This is a genomic window from Kitasatospora sp. NPDC092286, assembly GCF_044755565.1.
Lineage (GTDB): Bacteria > Actinomycetota > Actinomycetes > Streptomycetales > Streptomycetaceae > Kitasatospora.
The window spans coordinates 84,868-107,635 of record NZ_JBIVRD010000007.1 but is presented as its reverse complement, the minus strand read 5'-3'; the positions used below and the strand labels follow the sequence as shown (position 1 = coordinate 107,635).

Below are 22,768 nucleotides of genomic sequence, written 5' to 3'. Positions count from 1 at the left end.
GGTCTCGCTGGGCCGTACCCTCCCCTATGCGCTTCTAATACTTCAATCCTATACCAAAATCCCCCCCGGGGGGGGGGGGGGGGGGGTGTGTGGGGTTTTTGGGGGGGGGGGGGGGGGGGGGCGGCCGCGCCCGACGGGCTGAGCTGGGCTGGGCTGAGCTTCCGGGGGCCCACCCCCCACCCCCTCCCACCCACCCGCCTCCCGTGATCTTGGCTTGTCGGGCCGGACGGGGAGCGAGCACACCTGCCCGCTCCCGCGCAGCCCACGTGCATGCTCCCGCGCAGCCCACGTGCATGCTCCCGCGCAGCCCACCTGCGCGTTCCCGCGCAGCCCACGTCGGGCCCCGTGTGGTGGCTCGCCGGTCCGGGCCGGCTGCTGCAGCAGCCGACCCGGCGCCAGACGACGGTATTGCCGGCGGACCGCCGGAGTTCCGTCCCTGGGCCTCCGCTCAGTTCGGCGGCAGCGGCTGCCAGAGGCAGCCACAGTCGGGGTGGCCCTTGAGCCGCAACCGACGGGGCATGCCGTCGATGGCGGAGAGTTCGCACCAGCCGTCGACGCTGGGCGGGCGTCCGCCGTCCAGATACACCTGCACATGCAGCGCGGCGAGACCGGCGACGGCCGTCGCGAGGGCGGTGTCACAGGCCGGGGTACGGGCCCGCCCCGGCCCCTCGTCGGCGAGTTGCGCCAGCACCCGGGGCCAGGCCGCGTCCTCGTCCTCCCTCGTCAGCACCAGGCAGTGGCCGCAGGCCGAGCGGCCCGGCACCACCAGCGGCCCGACCACCCCGATCTCCTCCACCACCCCGGCGTACAGATGGGGCACCCCGGCCCGCAGCAGCTGTCTCGCCTCGTAGGTGCCGCCGGCGAACGCGCCGCTGCCGTCCCTCGGCGCCAGCACCACCAGGTCGGGTGGCCCGTTCGGGGCGGCACGGCGGGCGCCCGCCGCCGGGCGGCGCGCCGAGGCCCGCTGGACGGCCTCGCGGGCGGCGCTGGTCCGCAGCCGCCCGACCTCGCCCGGTGGCAGCCCGGCGGGGGAGCAGTCCCCGGGGGTGACCCGGCCGCCGTCCGTCACGGTGACCGTGCCCGTGCCGCCGGCGGCGAGGACGGCGGCGAGCGCCGCCCCGACCCGTCCGGCACCGCGGACCTCCACCCGGGTGTCGGCCCGGCGGGCCAGTACGGCGGGCGCGGCGCCGGGGCTGGAGTGCACCAGGGAGAGCGAGGCGAGGTCCGGCCCGAGAAGTTCGCGATGCGGCTGCGGGAAGCGGGCCAGCGCGCCGCCCACCGCGTCGGCGTCGTCGAGCAGCCCGCCCTGTTCGAGTTCGTCCAGCAGGGCGTCGGCCGGGTCGCGGCCGAAGCCCACCCGTTCACCGGCGTCGAGCAGCGCGGGCCGGTCCCTCGTCCCGTCGACGAGCCCGAGGAAGTCGCACAGGGCCTTGTCGGCGCGTTCGAGCACCCCCGCGTACTGGCGGACGGTGCCGAACTGCAGGGTCTCCGAGTCCCGCCAGCTGCGGGAGAGGGCGGGCTTCAGCACAAGGCGCACGACGGTTCTCCTTCCGATCGTTTCCGGACGGCTGACGGCAGCATGCCCGATCGGCCCGACATCGTGCTGTGCGTTGTCCACAGGTCCGGCCTCATGATCGGAAGATCTGTTCGCACGCCCTGTGGATAACTTGCCGTGCGGTCCCGAGACGGTTTCCGGACACCCGCTGTCGGCTTTTCGTTCCCGATCACTCCACGAAAGATTTCGGCCACGGCAGCGGACTTCTGTCAGTGGTACCGGGTAACGTCGTGTGGCATGGCAGCCGAACGGGACTCCCATCCCCCGGCGTCGCGTCGGCGTGCCCGCGCAGCGTCCGGGTCGCAGGTCGCCGCGCCGAGCACACGCGGGCGCCCGGATCAGCAGCAGAGGCCCCCGCAACCGCCGCAGCCCCCCGCCGCGCAGCCCCCCGAGTCGCATACCGAGCGGTTCGACGGGAAGCATGCCGACCGCTCCCGGGTGGAGGTCCGCCGGAGTGCCCGTCGCAGCCGTACCGTGTCCGCGTACCGCGAGGGCGATCGCACCGTCGTGCTGATCCCGGCCCGGATGTCGCACGCCGAGGAGCAGCGCTGGGTCGCGCAGATGCTGGAGAAGCTGGCCGCCCAGGAGAGCCGCCGGGTCCTCGGGGACGACGCGCTGGCGGCCCGGGCCCGCGAGCTGTCGGCCGCCTACCTGGGCGGTCGCGCCCAGCCGGCCCAGGTGCGCTGGGTCACCAACCAGAACTCGCGCTGGGGCTCCTGCACCCCCAGCGAGCGGACGATCCGGCTCTCGCACCGCCTCCAGGGCATGCCGGAGTACGTCGTCGACTATGTGCTGCTGCACGAGCTCGCCCACCTGCTGGTGCCCGACCACGGTCCCGCCTTCTGGGCGCTGCTGGAGGCGTATCCGCGGACCGAGCGGGCCCGCGGCTATCTGGAGGGTGTGGTCTCGGCGGCCCGGCTGCCGCACATCCCCGGCGCCCGGCATGCGGACCCGGAGCCCGATCCGGCCGAATCCTGCGGCTAGGTTCCCCCGGAGCCGCGCCCGGCTCGGGTCCGGCGGCACGGTGGCGAGGGCGACTGAAGGGGGCGCGGGCCGATGCGGCCCGCGCCCCCTTTATCCGTCGTACCTCAGGCCGTCAGCCTCCGGGCCCGTGCCACCAGGTCGCGCACCGAGTGGTCGGTGAGCTCGGGCAGCCGGTCGTAGTCGAACCAGCGCAGGTCCAGTGACTCCTCGCTGATCAGCGCCTGCGCGCCCGGCGGGGCCACCGCGACGTACTGGACGTCCAGGTGGATGTTCTCCGGCTGGTCCTTGCCGGTGCAGCGGACCTGGTGCCGGTCGAGCCTGGTCGGCACCGGCGTGCCGTCGACGGCCAGCAGGGTGAGGTCCGCGATGCCCGACTCCTCGGTGGCCTCGCGCAGTGCGGCGGAGGCCAGGTCCCGGTCGCCCGGCTCGCAGTGGCCGCCCATCTGCAGCCAGATGCCGACCTTGGGGTGCAGGGTGAGCAGCACCCGCCCGGCGGTCGGGTCGACGACCGCCGCGCTGGCGGTGATGTGGGCGGGCAGGCAGGACCGGAACAGCCCCTCGGGCTGCTCGGCGAGGTGGTCCAGGTAGTCGCGGCGCAACCGGTCCTGGTCCGGGTCGGCGGGCTGCCAGCGGCTCAGGGTGCGGACGGCGTCCGCGTGCAGGGCGGACGCGCCCGTCTCGGTGACCGTCATGCGGTGGGCTCGCCCTTCCCGTCGTCGTTCTTGCCGTCCTCGCCGCCGTCCTTGGTGAGGTCGTGCTTCGGGGAGCCGCCCGCGGCCGCCTCGCCGAGCAGCTTGTCGATCGCGTCGAAGTCGATGCCGCCCTCCAGGTCACCGGTGCCCCGGTGCACGAAGGCGTCCGGGTCGTCGAGGTCGGCGGCGGTGGGCAGCATGTCGGGGTGCTGCCAGAGGTCGTCGCGGCCCTCGATGCCGCGGGCGTCGGCGAGCAGTGCCCAGAGCCGGGCGGCGTCGCGCAGCCGGCGCGGGCGCAGCTCCAGGCCGACCAGGGTGGCGAAGGTCTGCTCGGCGGGCCCGCCGGCCGCGCGACGGCGGCGGACGGTCTCGCGCAGCGCGCCGGCCTGCGGCAGGTGCGGCTCGGCGGCGGTGTGCACGACGGCGTCCACCCAGCCCTCGACCAGCGCGAGCGCCGTCTCCAGGCGGGCGAGCGCGGCCTTCTGCTCGGGGGTGTCCTCGGGCTGGAGCAGGCCGCCGGCCAGTGCCTCCTGGAGCGCCTCGGGGTTGCTCGGGTCGAGCTGGCCGGCCAGCTCCTCCATCCGGGAGCTGTCGACCTTGATGCCGCGGGCGTAGGCCTCGACGGCGCCCAGCAGGTGGGCGCGCAGCCACGGCACATGGGCGAACAGACGCTGGTGGGCGGCCTCGCGCAGGGCGAGGTAGAGCCGGACCTCGTCGGCGGGCACGCTCAGGCCCTCGCCGAACTCGGCGACGTTCTGCGGCAGCAGCGCGGCCTTGCCGGCCGGGGCGAGCGGCAGGCCGACATCGGCGGAGCCGACGACCTCGCCGGCGAGCGCGCCGAGCGCCTGGCCGATCTGGGTGCCGAACATGGCGCCGCCCATCGAGCGCATCATGCCCATCAGCGGGCCGGCCATGGCCTGCATCTCCTCGGGCAGGACGCCGCCCATGGCGTTGCCGACGCGCTCGGCGACCGGGTCGACCAGGTCCTTCCAGACCGGCAGGGTGGCCTCGATCCACTCGGCCCGGCTCCAGGCGACGGCGGTGCCGGCGCCGGAGGGGAACTCGGTGGCGCCGTCCAGCCAGAGGTCGGCGAGGCGGACGGCCTCGGCGACGGCCGAGCGTTCGGCGGCGCTGACCGAGCGGTCCTTGCTCTTGCCCTCGGTGGGCTCGGCGACCACGGTCTGGCGGGCGATGTCCTTGGCGAGGTCCCAGTTCACCGGGCCGCCGTCGAACGACAGCATCTGCCCGAGTTGCTGGAAGGCGGCGCCGAGGTCGTTGGGGTTGAGGCCGCCGAACATCGCGGCGAACGGGTTGTCCGCGCCGGGACCGCCGGGAGCGCCGGGTGCCCCGGGCGTACCGGGACCGCCGGGCATGCCCATCCCGAACAGCGCGCCGAAGGGGTTCCCGGCGAAGCCGAACGACGGGGGACCGCTCTGCTCCTGGTCCTTCTTCTTCTGCTCGTCCTCGGGCTTGGCCTTGCCGTCCTCGGGCTCCTCTGGCGGAACGCCGAATCCGAAGGGAAGGTCGCTCACGGGGTCCTCGATCCGGTCGGCCGTCATGCGGGTGGTGGCGGAAAAGTCTCGGCGCCCGAGGAGGTCGGCGGAGTGGGGGACTCGCGGCCGGTGGGCGGCTCCCGCACGGCTGGACCGCGCCGGGTGCACCGCCGGGCCTTCGCCTCGGGCAGGATGGGCGTACGTGACACACGTACGCACGCACATAAAGCTAACCGTGGAGGATGGCCGGTGAGTTCCCCGCCTTCGGACGTTCGCTCTGGGCTGACCGGAGGAGAGGACGCCCTGGACACCACGGCGTCGCCGCCTCCAGCCTACGGCGGGAGACCGCTGACCGTGGCCGTGACCGGCGCCGCCGGTGTCCTCGGCGAACGCGTCGCGGCCCGGCTGGTGGCCTCGCCAGGGGTCAGGAAGGTCCTCGCGGTCGACGACCGGCGCGGGGAGGTGCCCGGCGTGCAGTGGCGCGTCCTGGACGTCCGGGACCCCGCGGTGGCCGAGCGGCTGGCCGGGGTCGACGTGGTGGTCCACCTGGCGATGGACCTCGGCATGGAGTCCGACCCGCGCGCCCGCAGCGCCTACAACGTGCGGGGCGCGCAGACCGTGCTGACCGCCGCCGCGGCCGCCGGGGTGCACCGGGTGGTGCTCTGCACCTCGGCGATGGTCTACGGCGCGCTGGCCGACAATGAGGTCCCGCTGGCCGAGGACTCGGAGCTGCGGGCCACCGAGGAGGCCTCGCTGGTCGGGGACCTGCTGGAGATCGAGCGCCTCGCCCGGCGGGCGCCCCGTGCCCACCCGGGGCTGCAGGTGACCGTGCTGCGGCCCGCCGTCGTGGTCGGGCCGGGGGTGGACACCGTGCTGACCCGGCACTTCGAGGCGCCCCGGCTGCTGGTGGTGGCGGGGTCCCGGCCGTGCTGGCAGTTCTGCCACGTGGACGATCTGGCGGCGGCGCTGGAGTACGCGGCGCTGGGGCTGGTCGAGGGGGAGGTCACGGTCGGCTGCGACGGCTGGCTGGAGCAGGAGGACGTGGAGCGGCTGTCGGGCATCCGGCGGATGGAGCTGCCGGCCTCGCTGGCGCTGGGCACCGCGGCCCGGCTGCACCGGCTCGGTCTGACCCCGGCCCCGGCCGGTGACCTCGCCTACACGATGTACCCGTGGGTGGTCTCCGGCAGCCGGCTGCACGAGGCGGGGTGGCGTCCGGTGTACACCAATGAGCAGGTGCTGGCCGAGTTGCTGGCGCAGGTCTCGGGGAAGCACGCGGTGGCCGGCCGCCGGCTCGGCGGCAAGGAGGCCGCCACCAGCCTGGGCGCGGCCGGGGCGACGGTGGCGCTGGTCGGTACGGCCGCGCTGGTGCGCCGGGCCCGCAAGCGGCGGCGCTTCTGACCCGTGCCCGGCCCCCGGCGGCGGCCGTCGGTCTCCGGTCGTCGGCCGTGGCCCACCGGCCGCGACCGGTGGCGGCATTCTCGCGATGCGAAATTTCACCGTCGTGATGCGGAAGACTCTTGTCCGAAAGCGCCAGGGATGGGGAATCATAAGGTCATGTCCGAGAATCACGACCCCATCCGTCTGCTCGCCGTCCGCGACACCCCGCTCTCGCTCGACGAGGTGTACGAGGCGGTCGGCGACGACGCGGCCGGTGGTACGACCGTCTTCGTCGGGACGGTCCGTGACCACGACGGCGGCAAGTCGGTCGCCGCGCTGGAGTACAGCTGTCACCCCACCGCGGAGCAGGAGATGCGCCGGATCGCGGAGAAGGTCGTCGCGGACTTCCCGGTCCGGGCGCTCGCCGCGGTGCACCGGATCGGGCGGCTGGAGATCACCGACAAGGCCGTGATCGTCGCCGTCTCGTGCGCCCACCGCGGGGAGGCGTTCGCCGCCGCCCGCCGGCTGATCGACGACCTCAAGCACGAGGTGCCGATCTGGAAGCACCAGGTGTTCTCCGACGGCGAGGAGGAGTGGGTCGGCGCCGGAGGCTGCTGACCCCGCGTGGCTCGTGTTGCCGCCCCGATGGCGGCCGTGGCGGCTCTGCACGCAGGCGCGCCGGTTCCTCACCCGAACGGGTGTGGCCGGCTGCTCCGAATACTCCCCGGCGGTGAGCCGATCGGCGGTGCCGTAACCCGGGTGGCGCCGTCCGCGTTGTCCGCCGGAGTGGTTAATCTGCTCATAGACACGACGAGCTGGGAGTGACGGATATGGCTGCGCTCGCCTGGTTGATCATTCCGGTTGTCGCCGCGCTGGTCGCCGCCGTCTGGGCGGGGTGGGCCCAGCGGGCGCCGAAGGCCACGGGGGATCCCGCCTCGCTCGCCGAGCACCGGCGCTTCATGGCGGCGATGGAACGCACCACCGCCGACAGCACCGCGGCCACCGGCCCCGGTGAGCGTCCCGGCCGGTAGCCCGGCGGGCGTGCTGTCACGCGCGTCCCGTACTGTCGAGGCATGCCACGCCGCTCTGCGACGATGCTCGCCGCCACCCTGCTGCTCATAGCGCTGCTCTGCGTCTCGGTGCTGATGAAGGTGCCGTACACGGAGATGAGCCCGGGGCCGACGTACAACACGCTCGGGACGCAGGACAAGACGGGCACGCCGGTGATCACCATCACCGGCCGCGAGTCGTACCCGACCAGCGGGCACCTCAACATGACCACCGTCCAGGTCACCGGGGCCAAGTACGAGCCCAGCCTGGTCTCCGCCGTGGTCGGGTGGCTGCGGGACGACGTGCTGGTGGTGCCGCACGACAACGTCTACCCGAAGGGGCAGACGGACGCCGACGCCAAGCGGCAGAACGCCGAGGAGTTCGCGTCGTCGGAGGACAGCGCGCGGACGGCGGCGCTCACCGAACTCGGCATTCCGGTGGGCAACGAGCTGATCGTCAAGGCCGTGACGGCCCACAGCCCGGCGGAGGGCGTGCTGCACGCCGGTGACCAGATCGTCGCGATCGACGGCACGCCGGTCTCCACCCTCGAGGGCGTGACCGAGGCGGTCACCAGGCACCAGCCGGGCGAGAAGACGGTCTTCACCGTGGTGCCGCGGGTCAAGGACGGCGGCAAGGCCGATCCGGCGGCGCGCACCGATGTCACCGTCACCACCGCCAAGTCCCCCGAGACGGGCAACGCGATGGTCGGCATCTACCCGGGCATCCGGCACACCTACCCGTTCCAGATCGACATCGGGCTGCAGGACGTCGGCGGGCCGAGCGCCGGCCTGATGTTCTCGCTGGGCATCATCGACAAGCTGACGCCCGACGACCTCACCGGCGGCAAGTTCGTCGCGGGCACCGGCACCATCGACGACTCCGGCAAGGTCGGCCCGATCGGCGGGATATCGATGAAGCTGATCGCCGCCCGGGACGCCGGCGCCGAGTACTTCTTCACCCCGGCCGCCAACTGCACCGAGGCCGCCAAGAACACCCCGTCCGGGCTGACCCTGGTCAAGGCCGAGACGCTGGACGGCGCGCTGAAGTCGCTGGAGCAGATCCGCTCCGGGCAGGCCTCCGCGCTGCCGTCCTGCGTCAAGTAGCCGCGGGCGGGCGCCCGTCGGTCAGGAGAACGTCGCCAGCAGCGCGGCGGTCAGACCCGGCACGAGGTCGGGGCCGGTCAGCACCTCGCGGGCGGTGTCCTTGGAGCGCAGCCGCAGGGCGATCTCCTTCTTGCCGTCGCGCAGCACGGCGGCGGTGATCCGCACCTCCTCGCGCTTGGGGTGGCCGGCCACCCAGTCGGCGAGCTGGGCGTCGGTCGCGTTGCGCGGGCGGGACTGCTCGGCGCCGGGCGGCAGCATCAGCCGCTCGACCACCAGGGCGCAGCCGGCCACCGCGGCGGGCCAGGCGATGGTGCCGAGGAACTTGTCCAGCTCCATGCCGTCCGGCAGTTCGTCCTGCTCGACCGGGGTGAGGCCGGGCTCGTCGCCGCCGGAGAGACCGAGCTGCTCGGCGATCCGGGGGTCGGCCTTGCGCAGCTGGGCGCTGTCCACCAGGGCGAACAGCCGGGCCGGGAGGTCCCAGCCGAGGGTGGCGGCGTACTCGTCGATCTCCAGGGCGGCCCGGGTGAGCGGGGTCGCGGCCGGGAGCTTGGAGACGTCGTCGGGGGAAGGGGAGACATCGGACATGCCTCAATCCTCACACGCCGGACCGCCGGGGCGGTGCCGCGTGCCGGGGGGAGGGAGGGGGGAACGTTGTCGTAACCGTCTGCTAACGGTGGGAACTCGGCTAAAGCCTGGTTAAGTTGCACTGACGACCGACCCATTTCCAGACGACACAGCTGAGGTGCCACCGTGGTATTCCAGATGCCGGAACGCTCAGGGCCGGGTTTCCGGCGCAGAGTAGGCCCGCCCTCCCGGCGCGCGCGGGTACTCCTGCTGACCCTGGGCGTGCTCGCGGTGCTCTTCCTGCTGTTCGTCATGTTCGCCGGATTCTGGACGGACTGGCTCTGGTTCAAGTCGGTCCACTATTCCTCGGTGTTCACCACCCAGCTCTGGACGAAGATCGGCCTGTTCGCCGTTTTCGGCCTGCTGATGGCGCTGATCGTGGGCGCCAACATCTGGCTGGCGCACCGGCTCCGGCCGCCGCTGTCGGCGATGTCGGTGGAGCAGCAGAGCCTGGACCGCTACCGGGCCGGCCTGGCGCCGTTCAAGCGCTGGGCGCTGATCGGCGTCTCGCTGGTGATCGGCCTGGTGGCCGGTGCCGCGGCGTCCGGCCAGTGGCGGACCTGGCTGCTGTGGACCAATGAGACGTCCTTCGGCGTCAAGGACGCGCAGTTCGGCATGGACGTCTCGTTCTACGCCTTCGAGCTGCCGTTCTACGAGTTCCTGCTGGGCTTCGCGTTCAGCGCGGTGATCGTCTCGCTGCTGACCTCGGTGCTGGTGCACTACCTGTACGGGGGCCTGCGGCTGCAGGGCCCGGGCCGTCGGGCCAGTGCGGGCGCGCAGGGCCACCTGGCGGTGCTGCTGGGTGTGTTCGTGCTGCTGAAGGCGGTCGCGTACTGGCTGGACCGGTACGCGCTGGCCGTGAAGACCGGCTCGTACAAGGGCGTCTCGGGCTGGACGGGCCTGCGTTACGTGGACGCCAACGCCTTCCTGCCGGCCAAGACCATCCTGTTCTTCGTCGCGATCATCTGCGCGGTGCTGTTCTTCCTGACCCCGATCCGCCGCACCTGGGCGCCGGCCCTGATCGGCCTCGGGCTGATGGTGCTGTCGGCGGTGCTGATCGGCGGGGTCTACCCGGCGATCGTGCAGCAGTTCCAGGTCAAGCCGAACGAGCAGGCCAAGGAGACGCCGTACATCCAGAAGAACATCGACGCGACGCGGCAGGCGTACGGCATCGCGGACAGCCAGACCACCCAGTACACCCCGCAGGGTTCGACCACGGCGGAGGCGCTCAAGCCGGACGCGCAGACCATCGCGGACATCCGTCTGCTGGACCCGAACGTGGTCTCCCCGACCTTCCAGTCGATCGAGCAGCAGCGCTCGTACTACGCGTTCCCGTCCACCCTGGACGTGGACCGGTACGGCAAGGGCGAGGGTGCGCAGGACACCGTGATCGGTCTGCGTGAGCTGGACCTCAACGGCGTGCAGCGGAACTGGATCAACGACCACTTCAAGTACACGCACGGCTACGGCGCCGTGGTGGCCAAGGGCAACCAGGTCAACGACAAGGGCCAGCCGGTCTTCACCGAGTCCGGTCTGCCGGCCACCGGTTCGCTGGGCGACTACCAGCAGCGGATCTACTACGGCGAGAAGACGGGCACGTACTCGATCGTCGGCGGGTCCAACCAGGAGATCGACTACACCACCGACTCCGGCGAGAACAAGGAGTACCAGTACACCGCCGGCAGCGGGGTGTCGCTGGACAACCCGATCACCCGTGCCGCGTACGCGGTGAAGTTCGCCGAGCCGCAGATCCTGTACGCGGGCGCGATCACCGACGGCGCCAAGGTGATCTACGACCGGACGCCCAAGGAGCGGGTCGAGAAGGTCGCCCCGTGGCTCTCCATCGACGCCGACCCGTACCCGGTGGTCGAGCCGGGCGTGAACGGGCAGCCGGGCCGGGTGGTCTGGGTGCTGGACGGCTACACCACCTCGGACGGCTACCCGTTCGCGTCCAAGACGACGCTGGGCACGGCCACCAAGGACTCGCTGACCAACCAGCGCGGTGAGCTGCTGACCGTCGCCAACCAGGTCAACTACATCCGCAACTCGGTCAAGGCCACCGTGGACGCGTACACCGGCGAGGTGACGCTCTACCAGTGGGACGAGAACGACCCGGTGCTGAAGACCTGGATGAAGGCGTTCCCGGACACCGTCAAGCCCAAGGCCGACATCCCGGACACGCTGATGCCGCACCTGCGCTACCCGCAGGACATGTTCAAGGTGCAGCGCGACCTGCTCGGCCAGTACCACGTGACGGACGCCAACTCGTTCTTCAACGGCAGCGACATCTGGCAGGTCCCGGTGGACCCGACCAGTGACACCAAGCAGGTCCAGCCGCCGTACTACCTGACGGTGCGGATGCCGGACCCGGCGGTCACCTCGGCCAGCTTCTCGCTCACCAGCACCTTCGTGCCGAGCGGCCGGGACAACCTGGCGGCCTTCATGGCGGTCGACGCGGATCCGGGGCCGGACTACGGGAAGATCCGCATCCTCAAGGTGCCCGGGGACAGCAAGACGCTCGGCCCCAACCTGGTGCAGTCGCAGTTCAACTCCCGGCAGGAGGTGGCCCAGCAGATCACCCTGCTGAAGAGCGGCGGTGACTCCGAGCTGGAGTACGGCAACCTGCTGACCCTGCCGGTCGGCGGCGGACTGCTCAACGTCGAGCCGGTGTACGTGCGTGGCCGCGGCGCCAAGTACCCGACGCTGCAGAAGGTCCTCGCGGTGTACGGGAACGACAACGTGGCGTTCGAGAACACCCTGGAGGAGGCGCTGAAGAAGGTCTTCGCCAACGCCGCCCCCGGGACCACGCCGACCGCGCCGACCAGCCCGGGCACGCCGACCAGCCCGACCGCGCCCACCACGCCGGCGCCCACACCGGGCACCGGCACCGGTACGGCGGCCTCGCCGGAGCTGCAGAAGGCCCTGACGGACCTGGACAAGGCCTACACGGACAGCCAGAACGCGTTGAAGAGCGGTGACTGGGCGGCCTTCGGCCAGGCCCAGAAGGCGATCGGGGACGCGATCAAGGCGGCCGGGGCGGCCCAGCAGAAGGACGGCGGCACCGCGCCGGCCACGCCCGCCCCGACACCCACCCAGGGCACCTCGCCGAGCGCCGGGGCGAGCACGAGCCCCTGAGCTGGGAGAACCGATTCCTGTTCCACCCCGGACCCGTGCTATGGTTCAGCTACCGACGCGGGGTGGAGCAGCTCGGTAGCTCGCTGGGCTCATAACCCAGAGGTCGCAGGTTCAAATCCTGTCCCCGCTACTCAGTAGCACAGAGGCCCGGAGGATTCAATCCTCCGGGCCTCTGGCGTTTTCGCCCGGGGGTGGCAGGGTGCGCTCCGGTAGGATCGACCGTCGCCAATGACGCCGGCATCGGGGTTTGTGGGGCCCAAGTGTCGGGAAATCGACAAAGCGCCGAAGCAATTTCGTCGGCTTCGGGTCTGCCCCGCCGAAATCGGCCGGGGCAGGTGTACGCGGGTTGCGGGTGATGCGACGATGGGGCACATGGGGGACGGTGCACGGCTGCTGACCAGCCGTCGGATCCGGCGGGTCCCCTGGGGGTCCCCCCGGCCGAAGGCTGGGGGAGGATGCCGCGACACTCTGGGGGAGCGGGAGTCGGCATGAGGCTGATCGGCAGGAACGGACCAGGAGCCAAGCCCGCTGCGACCACCGAGGCGGACACCGACGCCTGGGCGGAGAGTCCCGCGAAGCACCCCGGCGCCCTCCCGGCCCAGCGCACCAGCGGCCTGACGGAGCGCCGTCCGGTCGACGGCTACGGCCCGGACAGCCTGGTGCACGTCTCCGCCCGGCAGTTCGCCGCCGGCATCGGCCCGTACGGCGCCGCGGCCGAGGCCGCCGACGGCCCGGGCGAGCGGGGCTCCGCCGGCCTCGACACCGCCGGGCTGGACTCCACCAGCTTCGAGACCGCCCTGGCCGCCCGCGAGCAGGCCGCCCTGGAGGCCCGCCACCGCCAGGCCGCCGACGGGGGCGACGCGGAGGCCGCCGGCCGGCTCGGCACCCTGCTGCTGCGCCGCGGCGACCTGGAGGACGCCGAGCCGTACCTGCGCGGCGCCGCCGCCGCCGGGCTGCGCGCCGCCGCCAACAACCTCGGTGTGCTGCTGCACCAGCAGGGCCACCGGGCCGAGGCCGCCCAGTGGTGGCGGCAGGCCGCGGTGGCCGGCAGCGCGCCCGCCGCGCACGCGCTCGGGCTGCAACTGCGGGACCAGGGCGAGGAGGAGGCCGCCGAGTACTGGCTGCACTTCGCCGCCGACCACGGCCACCCGCTGGGCGCCTACGCGCTGGGCGACCTGATGGAGCACCGGCGCGACGTGCGCGCCGAGCGCTGGTTCAAGGTGTCCGCCGACGCCGGGCACCGGGAGGCCGCCTACCGGCTGGCCCGGATGCGCGAGGCCGCCGGGGACAAGGAGACCGCCGAGACCTGGTACCGCACCGCCGCCGCGCGCAGCCACCCCCGCGCCGCGCTGCGGCTGGGCGTGCTGCTGGAGGAGCGCGCCCGCACCGACCGCTCCCTGCTGGACGAGGCCGCCCGCTGGTACCGGCAGTCGGCGCAGAACGGCGAGCCGCGGGCCGCCTGCGCGCTGGGCTTCCTGCTGCGCGACGCCGGGGACCCGGCGGCCGCCGCCGAGTGGTGGCGGGAGGCCGCCGAGGCGGGGGACGGCAACGCCGCCAACGCCCTGGGGGCGTTGCACGCGAGCCGGGGCGAGGCCAAGGAGGCCGAGCACTGGTACCGCGGCGCGCTGGAGGCGGGCGACCAGAACGGCGCGTTCAACCTCGGTCTGCTCTGCGCCGGCGCGGGCCGGGACCAGCAGGCCGAGCAGTGGTACCGCCGCGCCGCGTACGCCGGGCACCGGGAGGCGTGCAACGCGCTGGCCGTGGTGCTGCTGCAGCGCGGGGACGAGTCGGGTGCCGAGCCGTGGTTCTCCAAGGCGGCCGAGGCGGGCAGCGTGGACGGCGCCTTCAACCTGGGCGTCCTGCACGCCGGGCGCGGGGAGCACCGGCAGGCGTACGAGTGGTACGCGCGCGCCGCCGCCGAGGGGCACGGCGAGGCCGCGCTCCAACTGGCCGTGGTCCAGGAGCAGCGGGGCAACCTGGCCGGCGCGCTGGAGCGCTACCGGCAGGCGGCGGCGGGCGGTTCGGCGGAGGGCGCGTTCCGGCTGGCCTCGGTGCTGGACCGGCGCGGCGACGCGGACGAGGAGGCCGAGCACTGGTACGCGCTCGCGGCGGACGCCGGCCACCGGCGGGCCCAGGTGCGGATGGGTGTGCGGGCGGCCGAGCGGGGTGCGCTGGAGATCGCGGAGAGCTGGTACCGGCGGGCGGCGGAGGCGGGCAGCCGCAGTGCCGCGTTCAATCTGGGGCTGCTGCTGGCCCGGCAGGACAGCGAGGCGGAGGCGATGCTCTGGTACACCCGGGCCGCCGACGCCGGCCACGGGCGGGCGGCGCTGCGGCTGGCCCTGCTGGCGCTGCGGCGCGGCGAGCCGGTGCAGGCGGAGAACTGGTGCCGGCGGGCCGCCGACTACGGTCCGGCCGAGGTGGCGGAGCGGGCCGGGCGGCTGCTGGGCGCGCTGCACGCCGAGCTGAGCGCGTAGCGCCCCGGCGGGGGCTGTGCCCGTGCGGGCTCAGGGCCCGGTCGTACAGTCCGGACAGAGCCCGCGGTAGGTGATCTCGGCCCCGGAGACGACGAAGCCGAACCGCTCGGAGGCGGGCAGCGCGGCCAGCGGGTCGCCCTGGGGGTGGACGTCGCGGATCGCGCCGCAGCCGGAGCAGACCAGGTGCTGGTGGGCGTGGTGGGCGTTGGGGTCGTACCGCTTGGCGCGGCCGTCGGTGGCGACCTCCAGGACCTCGCCGAGGCAGACGAGTTCGCCGAGCGTGTTGTAGACCGTCGCGCGGCTGATCTCGGGCAGGCGTTCCACGGCGCGGGCGTGCACCTCGTCCGCCGTGAGGTGGACATGCTCACCATCGAGGACCTCGGCCACGACCCGGCGCTGCGAGGTCAGCCGCCACCCACGTCCGCGAAGTCGTTCCAGCAGGTCGTTCATGGATACAGGGTAGGTGACACTCCGAACTTGGTTCCAGTGTTGACTTAGACAAAGTCCAAGTTAGGATCGAGTCGTAACGACCGGATCACGCGGAGGCACCCTCATATGACTACCCAGGACGAGCTGCGCCCCACCCTCACCACGGAGGCGGGTGCCCCCGTCGCCGACAACCAGAACACCGAGACCGCCGGTGTCGGCGGCCCGGCGCTGATCCAGGATCAGCAACTGTTCGAGAAGCTCGCGCACTTCAACCGCGAGCGCATCCCGGAGCGGGTGGTGCACGCCCGCGGCGCCGCCGCGTACGGCACCTTCACGGTGACCGCCGACGTGTCCGCCTACACCCGGGCCGCCTTCCTCTCCGAGGTCGGCAAGCAGACCGAGACGTTCCTGCGGTTCTCCACGGTGGCCGGCAACCTCGGCTCCGCCGACGCCGTCCGCGACCCGCGCGGCTTCGCGCTGAAGTTCTACACCGAGGAGGGCAACTACGACCTCGTCGGCAACAACACCCCGGTGTTCTTCATCAAGGACGCCACCAAGTTCCCGGACTTCATCCACACCCAGAAGCGGGACCCGTACACCGGCTCGCAGGAGGCGGACAACGTCTGGGACTTCTGGGGCCTGTCGCCCGAGGCGACCCACCAGGTGACCTGGCTCTTCGGCGACCGCGGCATCCCGGCGTCCTACCGCCACCTCAACGGCTACGGCTCGCACACCTACCAGTGGCAGAACGAGGCCGGCGAGCACTTCTGGGTCAAGTACCACTTCAAGACCGACCAGGGCATCCGCAACCTGACCGCCGAGGAGGCCGCCAGGCTCGCCGGCGAGGACCCGGACAGCCACCAGCGCGACCTGCGCGAGGCGATCGAGCGCGGCGAGTTCCCGACCTGGACGGTGCAGGTCCAGATCATGCCGGCGGCGGACGCGGCGCAGTACCGCTTCAACCCGTTCGACCTGACCAAGGTCTGGCCGCACGCGGACTACCCGCCGATCGAGATCGGCAAGCTGGAGCTCAACCGCAACCCCGACAACATCTTCGCCGAGGTCGAGCAGTCGATCTTCTCCCCGGCGCACTTCGTGCCCGGCATCGGCCCGTCCCCGGACAAGATGCTGCAGGGCCGTCTGTTCGCGTACGCGGACGCCCACCGCTACCGCGTCGGCATCAACGCCGACCACCTGCCGGTGAACCGCCCGCACGCCACCGAGGCGCGCACCAACAGCCGGGACGGCTCCCTGTACGACGGCCGCCACGGCCGGCAGAAGAACTACGAGCCGAACAGCTTCGGCGGCCCGGTCCAGACCGGCCGTCCGCTCTGGGCCCCGACCCAGGTCACCGGCGGCACCGGCACCCACGAGGCGCCCTCGCACGCCGAGGACAACGACTTCGTGCAGGCCGGCAACCTGTACCGGCTGTTCGACGAGGACGAGAAGCAGCGGCTGATCGCCAACCTGGCCGGCTTCATCGCCAAGGTCTCGGCCGACCGCGACGACATCGTCGAGCGGGCGATCGAGAACTTCCGCAAGGCCGACGCCGACTACGGCCGGCGCCTGGAGGCGGCGGTGCGGGAGCTGCGCAAGCAGCAGCAGTAGGACACCCGGGCGAGCAGCAGGCCCGTGCCTGCTGCTCGCCGGGGGTAGGGGGACCTCAGACGCTGAGGCGGCGCAGGGCCTCCTCGTGCAGCAGGCCGTTGGAGGCGACCGCGTCGGCGCCGCCCGGGCCGGGGACGCCGTCCAGACCGGTGAAGCGGCCGCCGGCCTCCTCGACGATGACGCAGTTGGCGGCCATGTCCCAGAGCGACAGCTCGGGTTCGGCGGCGATGTCGACCGCGCCCTCGGCGACCATCATGTAGGACCAGAAGTCCCCGTAGGCGCGGGTGCGCCAGCAGGCCCGGGTGAGGTCCAGGAACGGGTCGAGACGGCCGCGCTCCTCCCAGCCGGTGAGCGAGGAGTAGGAGAACGAGGCGTCCTCGATCCGGGAGACGCCGGAGACGTGGATCCGGCTCGCCTTGGCCAGGCTGCGGCCGGCGAAGGCGCCGAGGTCCTTGGCCGCCCACCAGCGGCGGTTCAGCGCCGGGGCGGAGACCATGCCGACCACCGGGCGCTCCACGCCGTCCGGGCCGTCCTCCATCAGGGCGATCAGGGTGGCCCAGACCGGCACACCGCGGATGTAGTTCTTGGTGCCGTCGATCGGGTCGATCACCCAGCGACGGGGGCCCGAGCCCTGCAGGCCGAACTCCTCGCCGAGCACCGCGTCGCGCGGGCGGGCGCGCTGCAGCACCCCGCGCACCAGTTCCTCGGCGGCCTTGTCGGCGTCGCTGACGGGGGTGAGGTCGGGCTTGGTCTCGATCTTCAGGTCGAGCGCGCGGAAGCGCTCCAGGGTGACCGAGTCGGCCGAGTCGGCGAGGACATGGGCGAGTCGGAGATCGTCGTGGTAATCGGCCATGCCAGAAACCCTAGCGAGCCCGCCCCGATCGGGACAGCCGGGCACGCGGAGCGGACGGCGCCCCGGGGGCCGTCCGCCCGGATCAGTGCACCGAGCCGCTGAGCTGCAGGCCGATCACACCGGCGATCACCAGCGAGATCGAGACCAGCTTGAGCACCGAGGTCGCCTCGTCCAGGAAGACCATGCCGTAGATCGCGGTGCCGGCCGCGCCGATGCCGGTCCAGACCGCGTACGCGGGGCCGACCGGCAGGTTCTTCAGGGAGAGGGTGAGCAGGCCGAAGCTGCTGAGGGCGAAGACGCAGAAGCTGATGGTGGGCCAGAGTTTGGTGAAGCCCTCGCTGAGCTTGAGGTTGATCGCGAAGCCCGTCTCCAGCAGACCGGCCAGGATCACCAGGGCCCATGCCATCGCGTGCTCTCCCTGTCGATCGACGGGCCGGACCGCGATCCGGCCCGACTTTCCTATGATCACCAGGCATGGGTGCTCCGACACCTCGAACGCCCCGAAAACCCGCGGGGCGGTCCGAGGCGAACGCCCGTCAGTCGCCCTCGCGGGTGTCCTTGCTGGCCAGCAGCCGGCGCAGCGAGTAGAGCCGGGCGGCCTCGGCGTGGCCCTCCGCGACCCAGGCGTCCAGCGCGCAGTCGGGCTCGTCGTGGCTGCACGCGCGCGGGCAGTCGGCGGTGCCCGGCTCCAGGTCGGGGAAGGCGAGGATGACCCGGGACGGGTCGATGTGGGAGAGACCGAAGGAGCGGAAGCCCGGGGTGTCGATCACCCAGCCCGGGTCGAGCGCCTTCTTCGAGCCGGGCTTGGCGCCCGGCGGCGGGGGCAGCCGCAGTGCCAGGGCGGAGACGGTGGTGTGCCGGCCGCGGCCGGTCACCGCGTTGACCCGGCCGGTGGACCGCTGGTGTTCCGGCACCAGGGCGTTGACCAGGGTGGTCTTGCCGACACCGGAGTGCCCGATGAACACCGTGGAACGGCCGCGCAGGTACGCGCGGACGGCCTCGGCGCCGGCGGTGGCCAGCTCGTCCCGCCGGGTCACCACATAGGTGATGCCGAGCGGGGCGTAGGACTCCAGCAGCGGCGCCGCCGGGGCCAGGTCGGACTTGGTGAGCACCAGCAGCGGCTCCATGCCCGCGTCGTACGCGGCCACCAGGCAGCGGTCGATCAGCCGGGGCCGGGGCTCCGGGTCGGCCAGCGCGGTCACGATGGCCAGCTGCTGGGCGTTGGCGACGACGATCCGCTCGTACGGGTCGTCGTCGTCCGCGGTGCGGCGCAGCACCGAGGTGCGCTCCTCGACCCGGACGATCCGGGCCAGGGTGTCGGCGTCCCCGGAGAGGTCGCCGACCAGGTTGACGATGTCGCCGACGACGACGCCCTTGCGGCCCAGCTCACGGGCCTTCATGGCGGTGATCTCGCGTTCCTGCCTGGTCCCGGCGTCCACCAGGCAGGTCAGCCGGCCCCGGTCGACGGTCAGCACCATCGCCTCGGCGGCGTCCTCGTGCTTGGGCCGGATCCTGGTCCGCGGCCGGGAGCCCTTGCGGCCCGGGCGGTTGCGGATGTCGTCCTCGTCGGCGTCCTTGCCGTAGCGGCGCATGTGCTCAGTCTCCGCTCAGGCGCCCGCCACCGCTTCGCCGAGCAGTTCCGCCCACATCTTCGGGAAGTCCGGCAGGGTCTTGGCGGTGGTGGCCACGTTCTCCACCCGGACGCCGTCGACGGCCAGGCCGATCACCGCGGCGGCGGTGGCCAGGCGGTGGTCCTCGTAGGTGTGGAAGACGCCGCCGTGCAGCGGGCGCGGGCGGATCCGCAGGCCGTCCTCGGTCTCGGTGACATCGCCGCCGAGGTCGTTGATCTCCTTGGCGAGCGCGGCGAGCCGGTCGGTCTCGTGCAGCCGCAGGTGGGCGATGCCGTACAGGTGGGACTCGGAGTCGGCCAGCGCGGCGACGGCGGCGATCACCGGGGTCAGCTCGCCGACGTCGTGCAGGTCCGCCTCGATGCCGTGGATCCGGCCGGTGCCGGTGAACTGCAGGCCCTCGTCGGTGAACTCGCAGCGCCCGCCCATCCGCGTGTAGAGGTCGCGCAGCTGGTCGCCGGGCTGGGTGGTGTGCTTCGGCCAGTCGCGGACGGTCACCCGGCCGCCGGTGACCAGGGCGGCGGCGAAGAACGGCGCGGCGTTGGAGAGGTCCGGCTCGACCACCATGTCGCGGCCGATCAGGGCGCCGGGGGTGACCCGCCAGACGTCCTTCTCACCGCCGTCCTCGGGGGCGTCCACCTGGACCCCGGCGAGCCGCAGCATCTCGACCGTCATCCGGATGTGCGGCAGCGAGGGGACCGGGCCGCCGACATGCCGGACCTCGACGCCCTGGTTGTAGCGGGCGCCGGAGAGCAGCAGGGCGGAGACGAACTGGGAGGAGGCGGAGGCGTCCAGCTCGACCGTGCCGCCGTCCAGCGAGCCGGTGCCGTGCACGGTGAGCGGGAAGGCGCCGCGGCCGCCGTCGTCGATCCGGGCGCCGAGCGCGCGCAGGGCATTGATCACGCCGTGCTGGGGGCGCTCGTAGCTGCGCGGGTCGCCGTCGAAGCGCACCGGGCCGTCGGCCAGGACGGCGAGCGGGGGCAGGAAGCGCATGACCGTGCCGGCGTTGCCGACGTCGACGCTGGCCGGGCCGAGCAGGGCGGGCGCGGGGATGATCCGCCAGGCCTCGCCGCCGCCGGTGCCGCCGGCGTCGTTGTTGACCCGCTCCTCGATGCCGACGCCCAGGGCGCGCAGGCCGTCGGCCATCAGCTGGGAGTCGCGGCTGCGCAGGGGGTGCCGCACCCAGCCGGGCTCGCCGGCGAGGGCGGCCAGCACCAGGGCCCGGTTGGTGACCGACTTGGAGCCGGGGATGGTGACGGTGGCGTCAACGGGGGCGGTCGCGACGGGGGCGGGCCACAGGGTCTCGGTCATGGGGCAAGTTTAGGGGCCGCAGGGGAACTGTCCCCGCGAGTGGTCCGGCGGTCGGGGCCGGGGGGTTCACAGCGGGCGCAGCAGCCAGCTCGTGCCGAGGGCCAGGCAGGCCAGCGCGGTGACCAGGAACAGCCCCACCCAGGCGAGGCCGGGGATGCCGGTGAGCCGGGCCAGCTGGTCGGCGTCCGAACCGCCGGCCCGGCCGCCGCGGCGCTGGTGCTGGAGCTCCAGCACCGGCCGGACGGCTCCGACCAGCAGGAACCAGCTGCCCAGGTAGGCGAAGCCGGCCTGCACCTCGGCGCTGCCGAACCAGGAGACCAGGAAGAACGCGGCGCCGGTGAGCAGGACGGAGAAGAGGCCGAAGGCGTTGCGGATCCGGATCAGCAGGGCGAGCAGCAGCGCGACGGCCAGCCAGAGCAGCGCGGTGATCCGGTCGGTCGCGAGCAGGGCGGCGCAGCCGAGGCCGAGCAGGGCGGGGGCGGTGTAGCCGGCGATGAGGGTGAGCACCATGCCGGGGCCGGTCGGGCGGCCGTAGGAGAGGGTGAGGCCGGAGGTGTCGGAGTGCAGCCGGATGCCGGCCAGCCGACGGCGGGTGAGGACGGCGGCCAGGCCGTGGCCGCCCTCGTGGGCGATGGTGACGGCGTTGCGGCTGTACCGCCAGACCGGCCGGTACAGCACGGCGACCAGGGCGACGGCGCCGGTGGCCAGGACGAGCCAGGAGGGCGGGGCGGCCTGGGTGCCGGTGACGCGGTCCCACAGCTCGCCGACGGTCTGCGCGGTGCCCTGGCCGCCGCTCGGTCCGTTGATCTGTCCGTTGATCTGTCCGCTCATGTGCGCGCTCGCCTCCGTTCGGCCGTACCGGGGTGGCAGCCTCCCATGCGGGGACGGTCCGGCGGGAACGGGCGGTTCTCTTCGGGGATGAGGAAGTGATGAGAGTGACGGACATGGCAAGCTGACGGTATGTGCGGTCGCTTCGCCTCCAGCAGCAGGCCCGAGTCCATCGTCGAGCTCTTCGGCGTCCAGCAGTGGGACCCGGCCGAGACGCTCGCCCCCAGCTGGAACGTCGCGCCCACGGACCGCGCCTTCGCGGTGCTGGAGCGGGTGCCCAAGGGGGAGCCGGCGCCGGTGCGGCAGCTGCGGGTGCTGCGCTGGGGCCTGGTGCCGGCCTGGTCGAAGTCGGCCGAGACGGCGGTGAAGATGATCAACGCCCGGTCGGACACGGTGCACGAGAAGCCGGCCTACCGCCAGGCCTTCGCCTCCCGCCGCTGCATCCTGCCGGTGGACGGGTACTACGAGTGGCAGACCCTACCGGGCGAGCGCGGCAAGCCCCGCAAGAAGCCCTTCTTCGTCTCCCGGGCGGACGGCGGCCCGCTCGCGCTGGCCGGCCTGTACGAGTTCTGGCGCAACCGGACGGTGCCCGCCGACCACCCGGAGGCCTGGCTGGTGACCTTCACCGTCGTCACCACCGAGGCCGAGGAACTGCTCGCGCCGATCCACGAGCGGATGCCGCTCTTCCTCGACCGGGCGTCGTTCGACGACTGGCTGGACCCGGGGCTGAGCGACCCGGACGAGCTGCGCCGGCTGCTGATACCGCCGCCGCCCGGTGCGCTGCTGGCCACCCCGGTCTCGCCGGCGGTCGGCAGCATCCGGAACAACAGCCCGGAGCTGACCCGGCCGTGGACCGAGGTCGAGCACGAGACGACGCTGTTCTGACCGCTGACCGCTGACCGCTGACCGCTGACCGCCTCCCCGTCGATCCGTTGACCCGCCGAACCGGAGCCCCGCCGCCATGACCGCCGAACTCGTCCCCACCCCGGCCGGGGAGGCCCGGATCACCTACCACCGCGCGGCGGCGCCGAAGGCCGTGCTCGCGCTCGGCCACGGGGCCGGCGGCGGGATCGAGGCGCGGGACCTGGTGGCGCTGGCCGCGGCGCTGCCGCCGCTGGGGATCACGGTGGCGCTGGTCGAACAGCCGTGGCGGGTGGCGGGCAGGCGGGTGGCACCCGCGCCGAAGACCCTGGACGCGGGCTGGACCCCGGTCGCGGAGCTGCTGGCCGGGGAGGGCGTGCCGCTGGTGGTCGGCGGGCGCAGCGCCGGGGCCCGGGTGGCCTGCCGGACGGGCGCGGCCACCGGGGCGGTCGGGGTGGTGGCGCTGGCGTTCCCGCTGCATCCGCCGGGGAGGCCGGAGAAGAGCCGGGCGGAGGAGCTGCTGGGGGCCGGCCTGCCGACGCTGGTGGTGCAGAGCGTGGCCGATCCGTTCGGCGGGCCGGCCGAGTTCCCGGAGCCGCCGCCCGGGTGCGCGCTGGTGCCGGTGCCGTACGGCGGCCACGGTTTCGAGGTGCCGAAGCGGGCGCCGATGGGGCAGGACGAGGTGCTGGAGCTGATCACCGGGGCCGTCGGCGACTGGGTGCTCGGGCTGCTCTGAGCGGCCCGGACGCGGGACCTTTCCGTC

General features: G+C 73.1%; 19 protein-coding genes, 1 tRNA gene and 1 pseudogene. 11 read left to right on the top strand and 10 right to left on the bottom strand.

Going from position 1 to position 22,768, the window contains the following annotated elements; all coding sequences use genetic code 11:
• Positions 1-448: 448 nt before the first annotated feature.
• Positions 449-1,537 (bottom strand): ThiF family adenylyltransferase, encoded by a 1,089-nt coding sequence (locus ACIQIB_RS09345; RefSeq protein ID WP_363604617.1) that lies wholly within the window; start codon positions 1,535-1,537, stop codon positions 449-451.
• Between the two features lie 450 nt (positions 1,538-1,987).
• On the opposite strand from ACIQIB_RS09345, the pseudogene ACIQIB_RS09340 reads away from it, so the two are divergent.
• Positions 1,988-2,539: pseudogene (locus ACIQIB_RS09340) on the top strand (M48 family metallopeptidase); the annotation flags it as partial.
• A gap of 104 nt (positions 2,540-2,643) precedes the next feature.
• Here the strand turns inward: ACIQIB_RS09340 and ACIQIB_RS09335 are convergent.
• Positions 2,644-3,231, bottom strand: coding sequence for an NUDIX hydrolase (locus ACIQIB_RS09335; protein ID WP_400655158.1), 588 nt, complete (start codon positions 3,229-3,231; stop codon positions 2,644-2,646).
• Complete coding sequence (locus tag ACIQIB_RS09330) at positions 3,228-4,763, bottom strand: zinc-dependent metalloprotease (protein ID WP_400655160.1); 1,536 nt, start codon at positions 4,761-4,763, stop codon at positions 3,228-3,230. The genes ACIQIB_RS09335 and ACIQIB_RS09330 overlap by 4 nt, the downstream gene beginning before the upstream one ends.
• Positions 4,764-4,973: 210 nt before the next feature.
• Here ACIQIB_RS09330 and ACIQIB_RS09325 point away from each other — a divergent pair, with 210 nt between their 5' ends.
• From ACIQIB_RS09325 to ACIQIB_RS09310, 4 genes are all read left to right on the top strand, one after another.
• Positions 4,974-6,122 (top strand): NAD-dependent epimerase/dehydratase family protein, encoded by a 1,149-nt coding sequence (locus tag ACIQIB_RS09325; RefSeq protein ID WP_363604622.1) that lies wholly within the window; start codon positions 4,974-4,976, stop codon positions 6,120-6,122.
• 156 nt (positions 6,123-6,278) lie between these two features.
• Positions 6,279-6,719, top strand: coding sequence for a molybdenum cofactor biosynthesis protein MoaE (locus ACIQIB_RS09320; protein WP_400757413.1), 441 nt, complete (start codon positions 6,279-6,281; stop codon positions 6,717-6,719).
• A gap of 212 nt (positions 6,720-6,931) precedes the next feature.
• Positions 6,932-7,132: a hypothetical protein gene (locus tag ACIQIB_RS09315; protein WP_363604624.1), complete on the top strand. Its 201-nt coding sequence runs from the start codon at positions 6,932-6,934 to the stop codon at positions 7,130-7,132.
• Positions 7,133-7,174: 42 nt separating this feature from the next.
• Positions 7,175-8,254, top strand: a complete 1,080-nt coding sequence (locus ACIQIB_RS09310; protein WP_363604625.1) for a PDZ domain-containing protein — start codon at positions 7,175-7,177, stop codon at positions 8,252-8,254.
• 21 nt (positions 8,255-8,275) lie between these two features.
• Here ACIQIB_RS09310 and ACIQIB_RS09305 read toward each other — a convergent pair whose 3' ends face one another.
• A complete protein-coding gene (locus ACIQIB_RS09305) occupies positions 8,276-8,839 on the bottom strand; it encodes a PPA1309 family protein (RefSeq protein WP_400655164.1) in 564 nt (187 codons plus the stop codon).
• A 177-nt stretch (positions 8,840-9,016) separates the two neighbouring features.
• Here ACIQIB_RS09305 and ACIQIB_RS09300 point away from each other — a divergent pair, with 177 nt between their 5' ends.
• The 3 genes from ACIQIB_RS09300 to ACIQIB_RS09290 all read left to right on the top strand — a co-directional run bounded on the left by ACIQIB_RS09300 (position 9,017) and on the right by ACIQIB_RS09290 (position 14,487).
• Entirely contained in the window at positions 9,017-12,013 is a 2,997-nt protein-coding gene (locus ACIQIB_RS09300; protein WP_363604628.1) for a UPF0182 family protein, read from the top strand.
• A 56-nt stretch (positions 12,014-12,069) separates the two neighbouring features.
• A tRNA-Met gene (locus tag ACIQIB_RS09295) sits at positions 12,070-12,143 on the top strand.
• Between the two features lie 358 nt (positions 12,144-12,501).
• Positions 12,502-14,487, top strand: a complete 1,986-nt coding sequence (locus ACIQIB_RS09290; RefSeq protein WP_363604629.1) for a tetratricopeptide repeat protein — start codon at positions 12,502-12,504, stop codon at positions 14,485-14,487.
• A gap of 30 nt (positions 14,488-14,517) precedes the next feature.
• Here ACIQIB_RS09290 and ACIQIB_RS09285 read toward each other — a convergent pair whose 3' ends face one another.
• Entirely contained in the window at positions 14,518-14,937 is a 420-nt protein-coding gene (locus tag ACIQIB_RS09285) for a Fur family transcriptional regulator (protein WP_363604630.1), read from the bottom strand.
• Positions 14,938-15,042: 105 nt separating this feature from the next.
• Between ACIQIB_RS09285 and ACIQIB_RS09280 the strand changes: the two genes are divergently transcribed.
• Complete coding sequence (locus ACIQIB_RS09280; RefSeq protein WP_363604631.1) at positions 15,043-16,524, top strand: catalase; 1,482 nt, start codon at positions 15,043-15,045, stop codon at positions 16,522-16,524.
• Positions 16,525-16,579: 55 nt separating this feature from the next.
• Here ACIQIB_RS09280 and hisN read toward each other — a convergent pair whose 3' ends face one another.
• From hisN to ACIQIB_RS09255, 5 genes are all read right to left on the bottom strand, one after another.
• Positions 16,580-17,377: a histidinol-phosphatase gene (gene hisN / locus ACIQIB_RS09275; protein WP_400757411.1), complete on the bottom strand. Its 798-nt coding sequence runs from the start codon at positions 17,375-17,377 to the stop codon at positions 16,580-16,582.
• Positions 17,378-17,459: 82 nt separating this feature from the next.
• Entirely contained in the window at positions 17,460-17,783 is a 324-nt protein-coding gene (locus ACIQIB_RS09270; RefSeq protein WP_363604634.1) for a multidrug efflux SMR transporter, read from the bottom strand.
• A gap of 130 nt (positions 17,784-17,913) precedes the next feature.
• On the bottom strand, positions 17,914-18,969 hold the full coding sequence (rsgA, locus tag ACIQIB_RS09265) for a ribosome small subunit-dependent GTPase A (RefSeq protein WP_363604635.1): 1,056 nt from the start codon (positions 18,967-18,969) through the stop codon (positions 17,914-17,916).
• A 15-nt stretch (positions 18,970-18,984) separates the two neighbouring features.
• Positions 18,985-20,316 carry a 3-phosphoshikimate 1-carboxyvinyltransferase gene (gene aroA / locus ACIQIB_RS09260; RefSeq protein ID WP_363604637.1) on the bottom strand — a complete coding sequence of 444 codons (1,332 nt, stop codon included), beginning with the start codon at positions 20,314-20,316 and terminating at the stop codon, positions 18,985-18,987.
• A 66-nt stretch (positions 20,317-20,382) separates the two neighbouring features.
• Positions 20,383-21,147 carry a M50 family metallopeptidase gene (locus tag ACIQIB_RS09255; protein WP_363604638.1) on the bottom strand — a complete coding sequence of 255 codons (765 nt, stop codon included), beginning with the start codon at positions 21,145-21,147 and terminating at the stop codon, positions 20,383-20,385.
• A gap of 129 nt (positions 21,148-21,276) precedes the next feature.
• Here ACIQIB_RS09255 and ACIQIB_RS09250 point away from each other — a divergent pair, with 129 nt between their 5' ends.
• Both ACIQIB_RS09250 and ACIQIB_RS09245 read left to right on the top strand, forming a co-directional pair.
• On the top strand, positions 21,277-22,029 hold the full coding sequence (locus ACIQIB_RS09250) for an SOS response-associated peptidase (RefSeq protein WP_363604639.1): 753 nt from the start codon (positions 21,277-21,279) through the stop codon (positions 22,027-22,029).
• Between the two features lie 76 nt (positions 22,030-22,105).
• Positions 22,106-22,741: an alpha/beta family hydrolase gene (locus tag ACIQIB_RS09245; RefSeq protein WP_400757410.1), complete on the top strand. Its 636-nt coding sequence runs from the start codon at positions 22,106-22,108 to the stop codon at positions 22,739-22,741.
• The last annotated feature ends 27 nt before the right edge of the window (positions 22,742-22,768 follow it).

What these genes read in the sequence shown, in the direction of transcription:
- ACIQIB_RS09320 (WP_400757413.1), top strand. Translation starts at nt 6,279, where the DNA reads ATGTCCGAGAATCACGACCCCATCCGTCTGCTCGCCGTCCGCGACACC.
- ACIQIB_RS09280 (WP_363604631.1), top strand. Translation starts at nt 15,043, where the DNA reads ATGACTACCCAGGACGAGCTGCGCCCCACCCTCACCACGGAGGCGGGT.
- ACIQIB_RS09335 (WP_400655158.1), bottom strand. Translation starts at nt 3,231, where the DNA reads ATGACGGTCACCGAGACGGGCGCGTCCGCCCTGCACGCGGACGCCGTC.
- ACIQIB_RS09245 (WP_400757410.1), top strand. Translation starts at nt 22,106, where the DNA reads ATGACCGCCGAACTCGTCCCCACCCCGGCCGGGGAGGCCCGGATCACC.
- hisN (WP_400757411.1), bottom strand. Translation starts at nt 17,377, where the DNA reads ATGGCCGATTACCACGACGATCTCCGACTCGCCCATGTCCTCGCCGAC.
- ACIQIB_RS09285 (WP_363604630.1), bottom strand. Translation starts at nt 14,937, where the DNA reads ATGAACGACCTGCTGGAACGACTTCGCGGACGTGGGTGGCGGCTGACC.
- ACIQIB_RS09270 (WP_363604634.1), bottom strand. Translation starts at nt 17,783, where the DNA reads ATGGCATGGGCCCTGGTGATCCTGGCCGGTCTGCTGGAGACGGGCTTC.
- ACIQIB_RS09305 (WP_400655164.1), bottom strand. Translation starts at nt 8,839, where the DNA reads ATGTCCGATGTCTCCCCTTCCCCCGACGACGTCTCCAAGCTCCCGGCC.
- ACIQIB_RS09255 (WP_363604638.1), bottom strand. Translation starts at nt 21,147, where the DNA reads ATGAGCGGACAGATCAACGGACAGATCAACGGACCGAGCGGCGGCCAG.
- rsgA (WP_363604635.1), bottom strand. Translation starts at nt 18,969, where the DNA reads ATGCGCCGCTACGGCAAGGACGCCGACGAGGACGACATCCGCAACCGC.
- ACIQIB_RS09315 (WP_363604624.1), top strand. Translation starts at nt 6,932, where the DNA reads ATGGCTGCGCTCGCCTGGTTGATCATTCCGGTTGTCGCCGCGCTGGTC.
- ACIQIB_RS09310 (WP_363604625.1), top strand. Translation starts at nt 7,175, where the DNA reads ATGCCACGCCGCTCTGCGACGATGCTCGCCGCCACCCTGCTGCTCATA.
- ACIQIB_RS09300 (WP_363604628.1), top strand. Translation starts at nt 9,017, where the DNA reads ATGCCGGAACGCTCAGGGCCGGGTTTCCGGCGCAGAGTAGGCCCGCCC.
- ACIQIB_RS09250 (WP_363604639.1), top strand. Translation starts at nt 21,277, where the DNA reads ATGTGCGGTCGCTTCGCCTCCAGCAGCAGGCCCGAGTCCATCGTCGAG.
- aroA (WP_363604637.1), bottom strand. Translation starts at nt 20,316, where the DNA reads ATGACCGAGACCCTGTGGCCCGCCCCCGTCGCGACCGCCCCCGTTGAC.
- ACIQIB_RS09290 (WP_363604629.1), top strand. Translation starts at nt 12,502, where the DNA reads ATGAGGCTGATCGGCAGGAACGGACCAGGAGCCAAGCCCGCTGCGACC.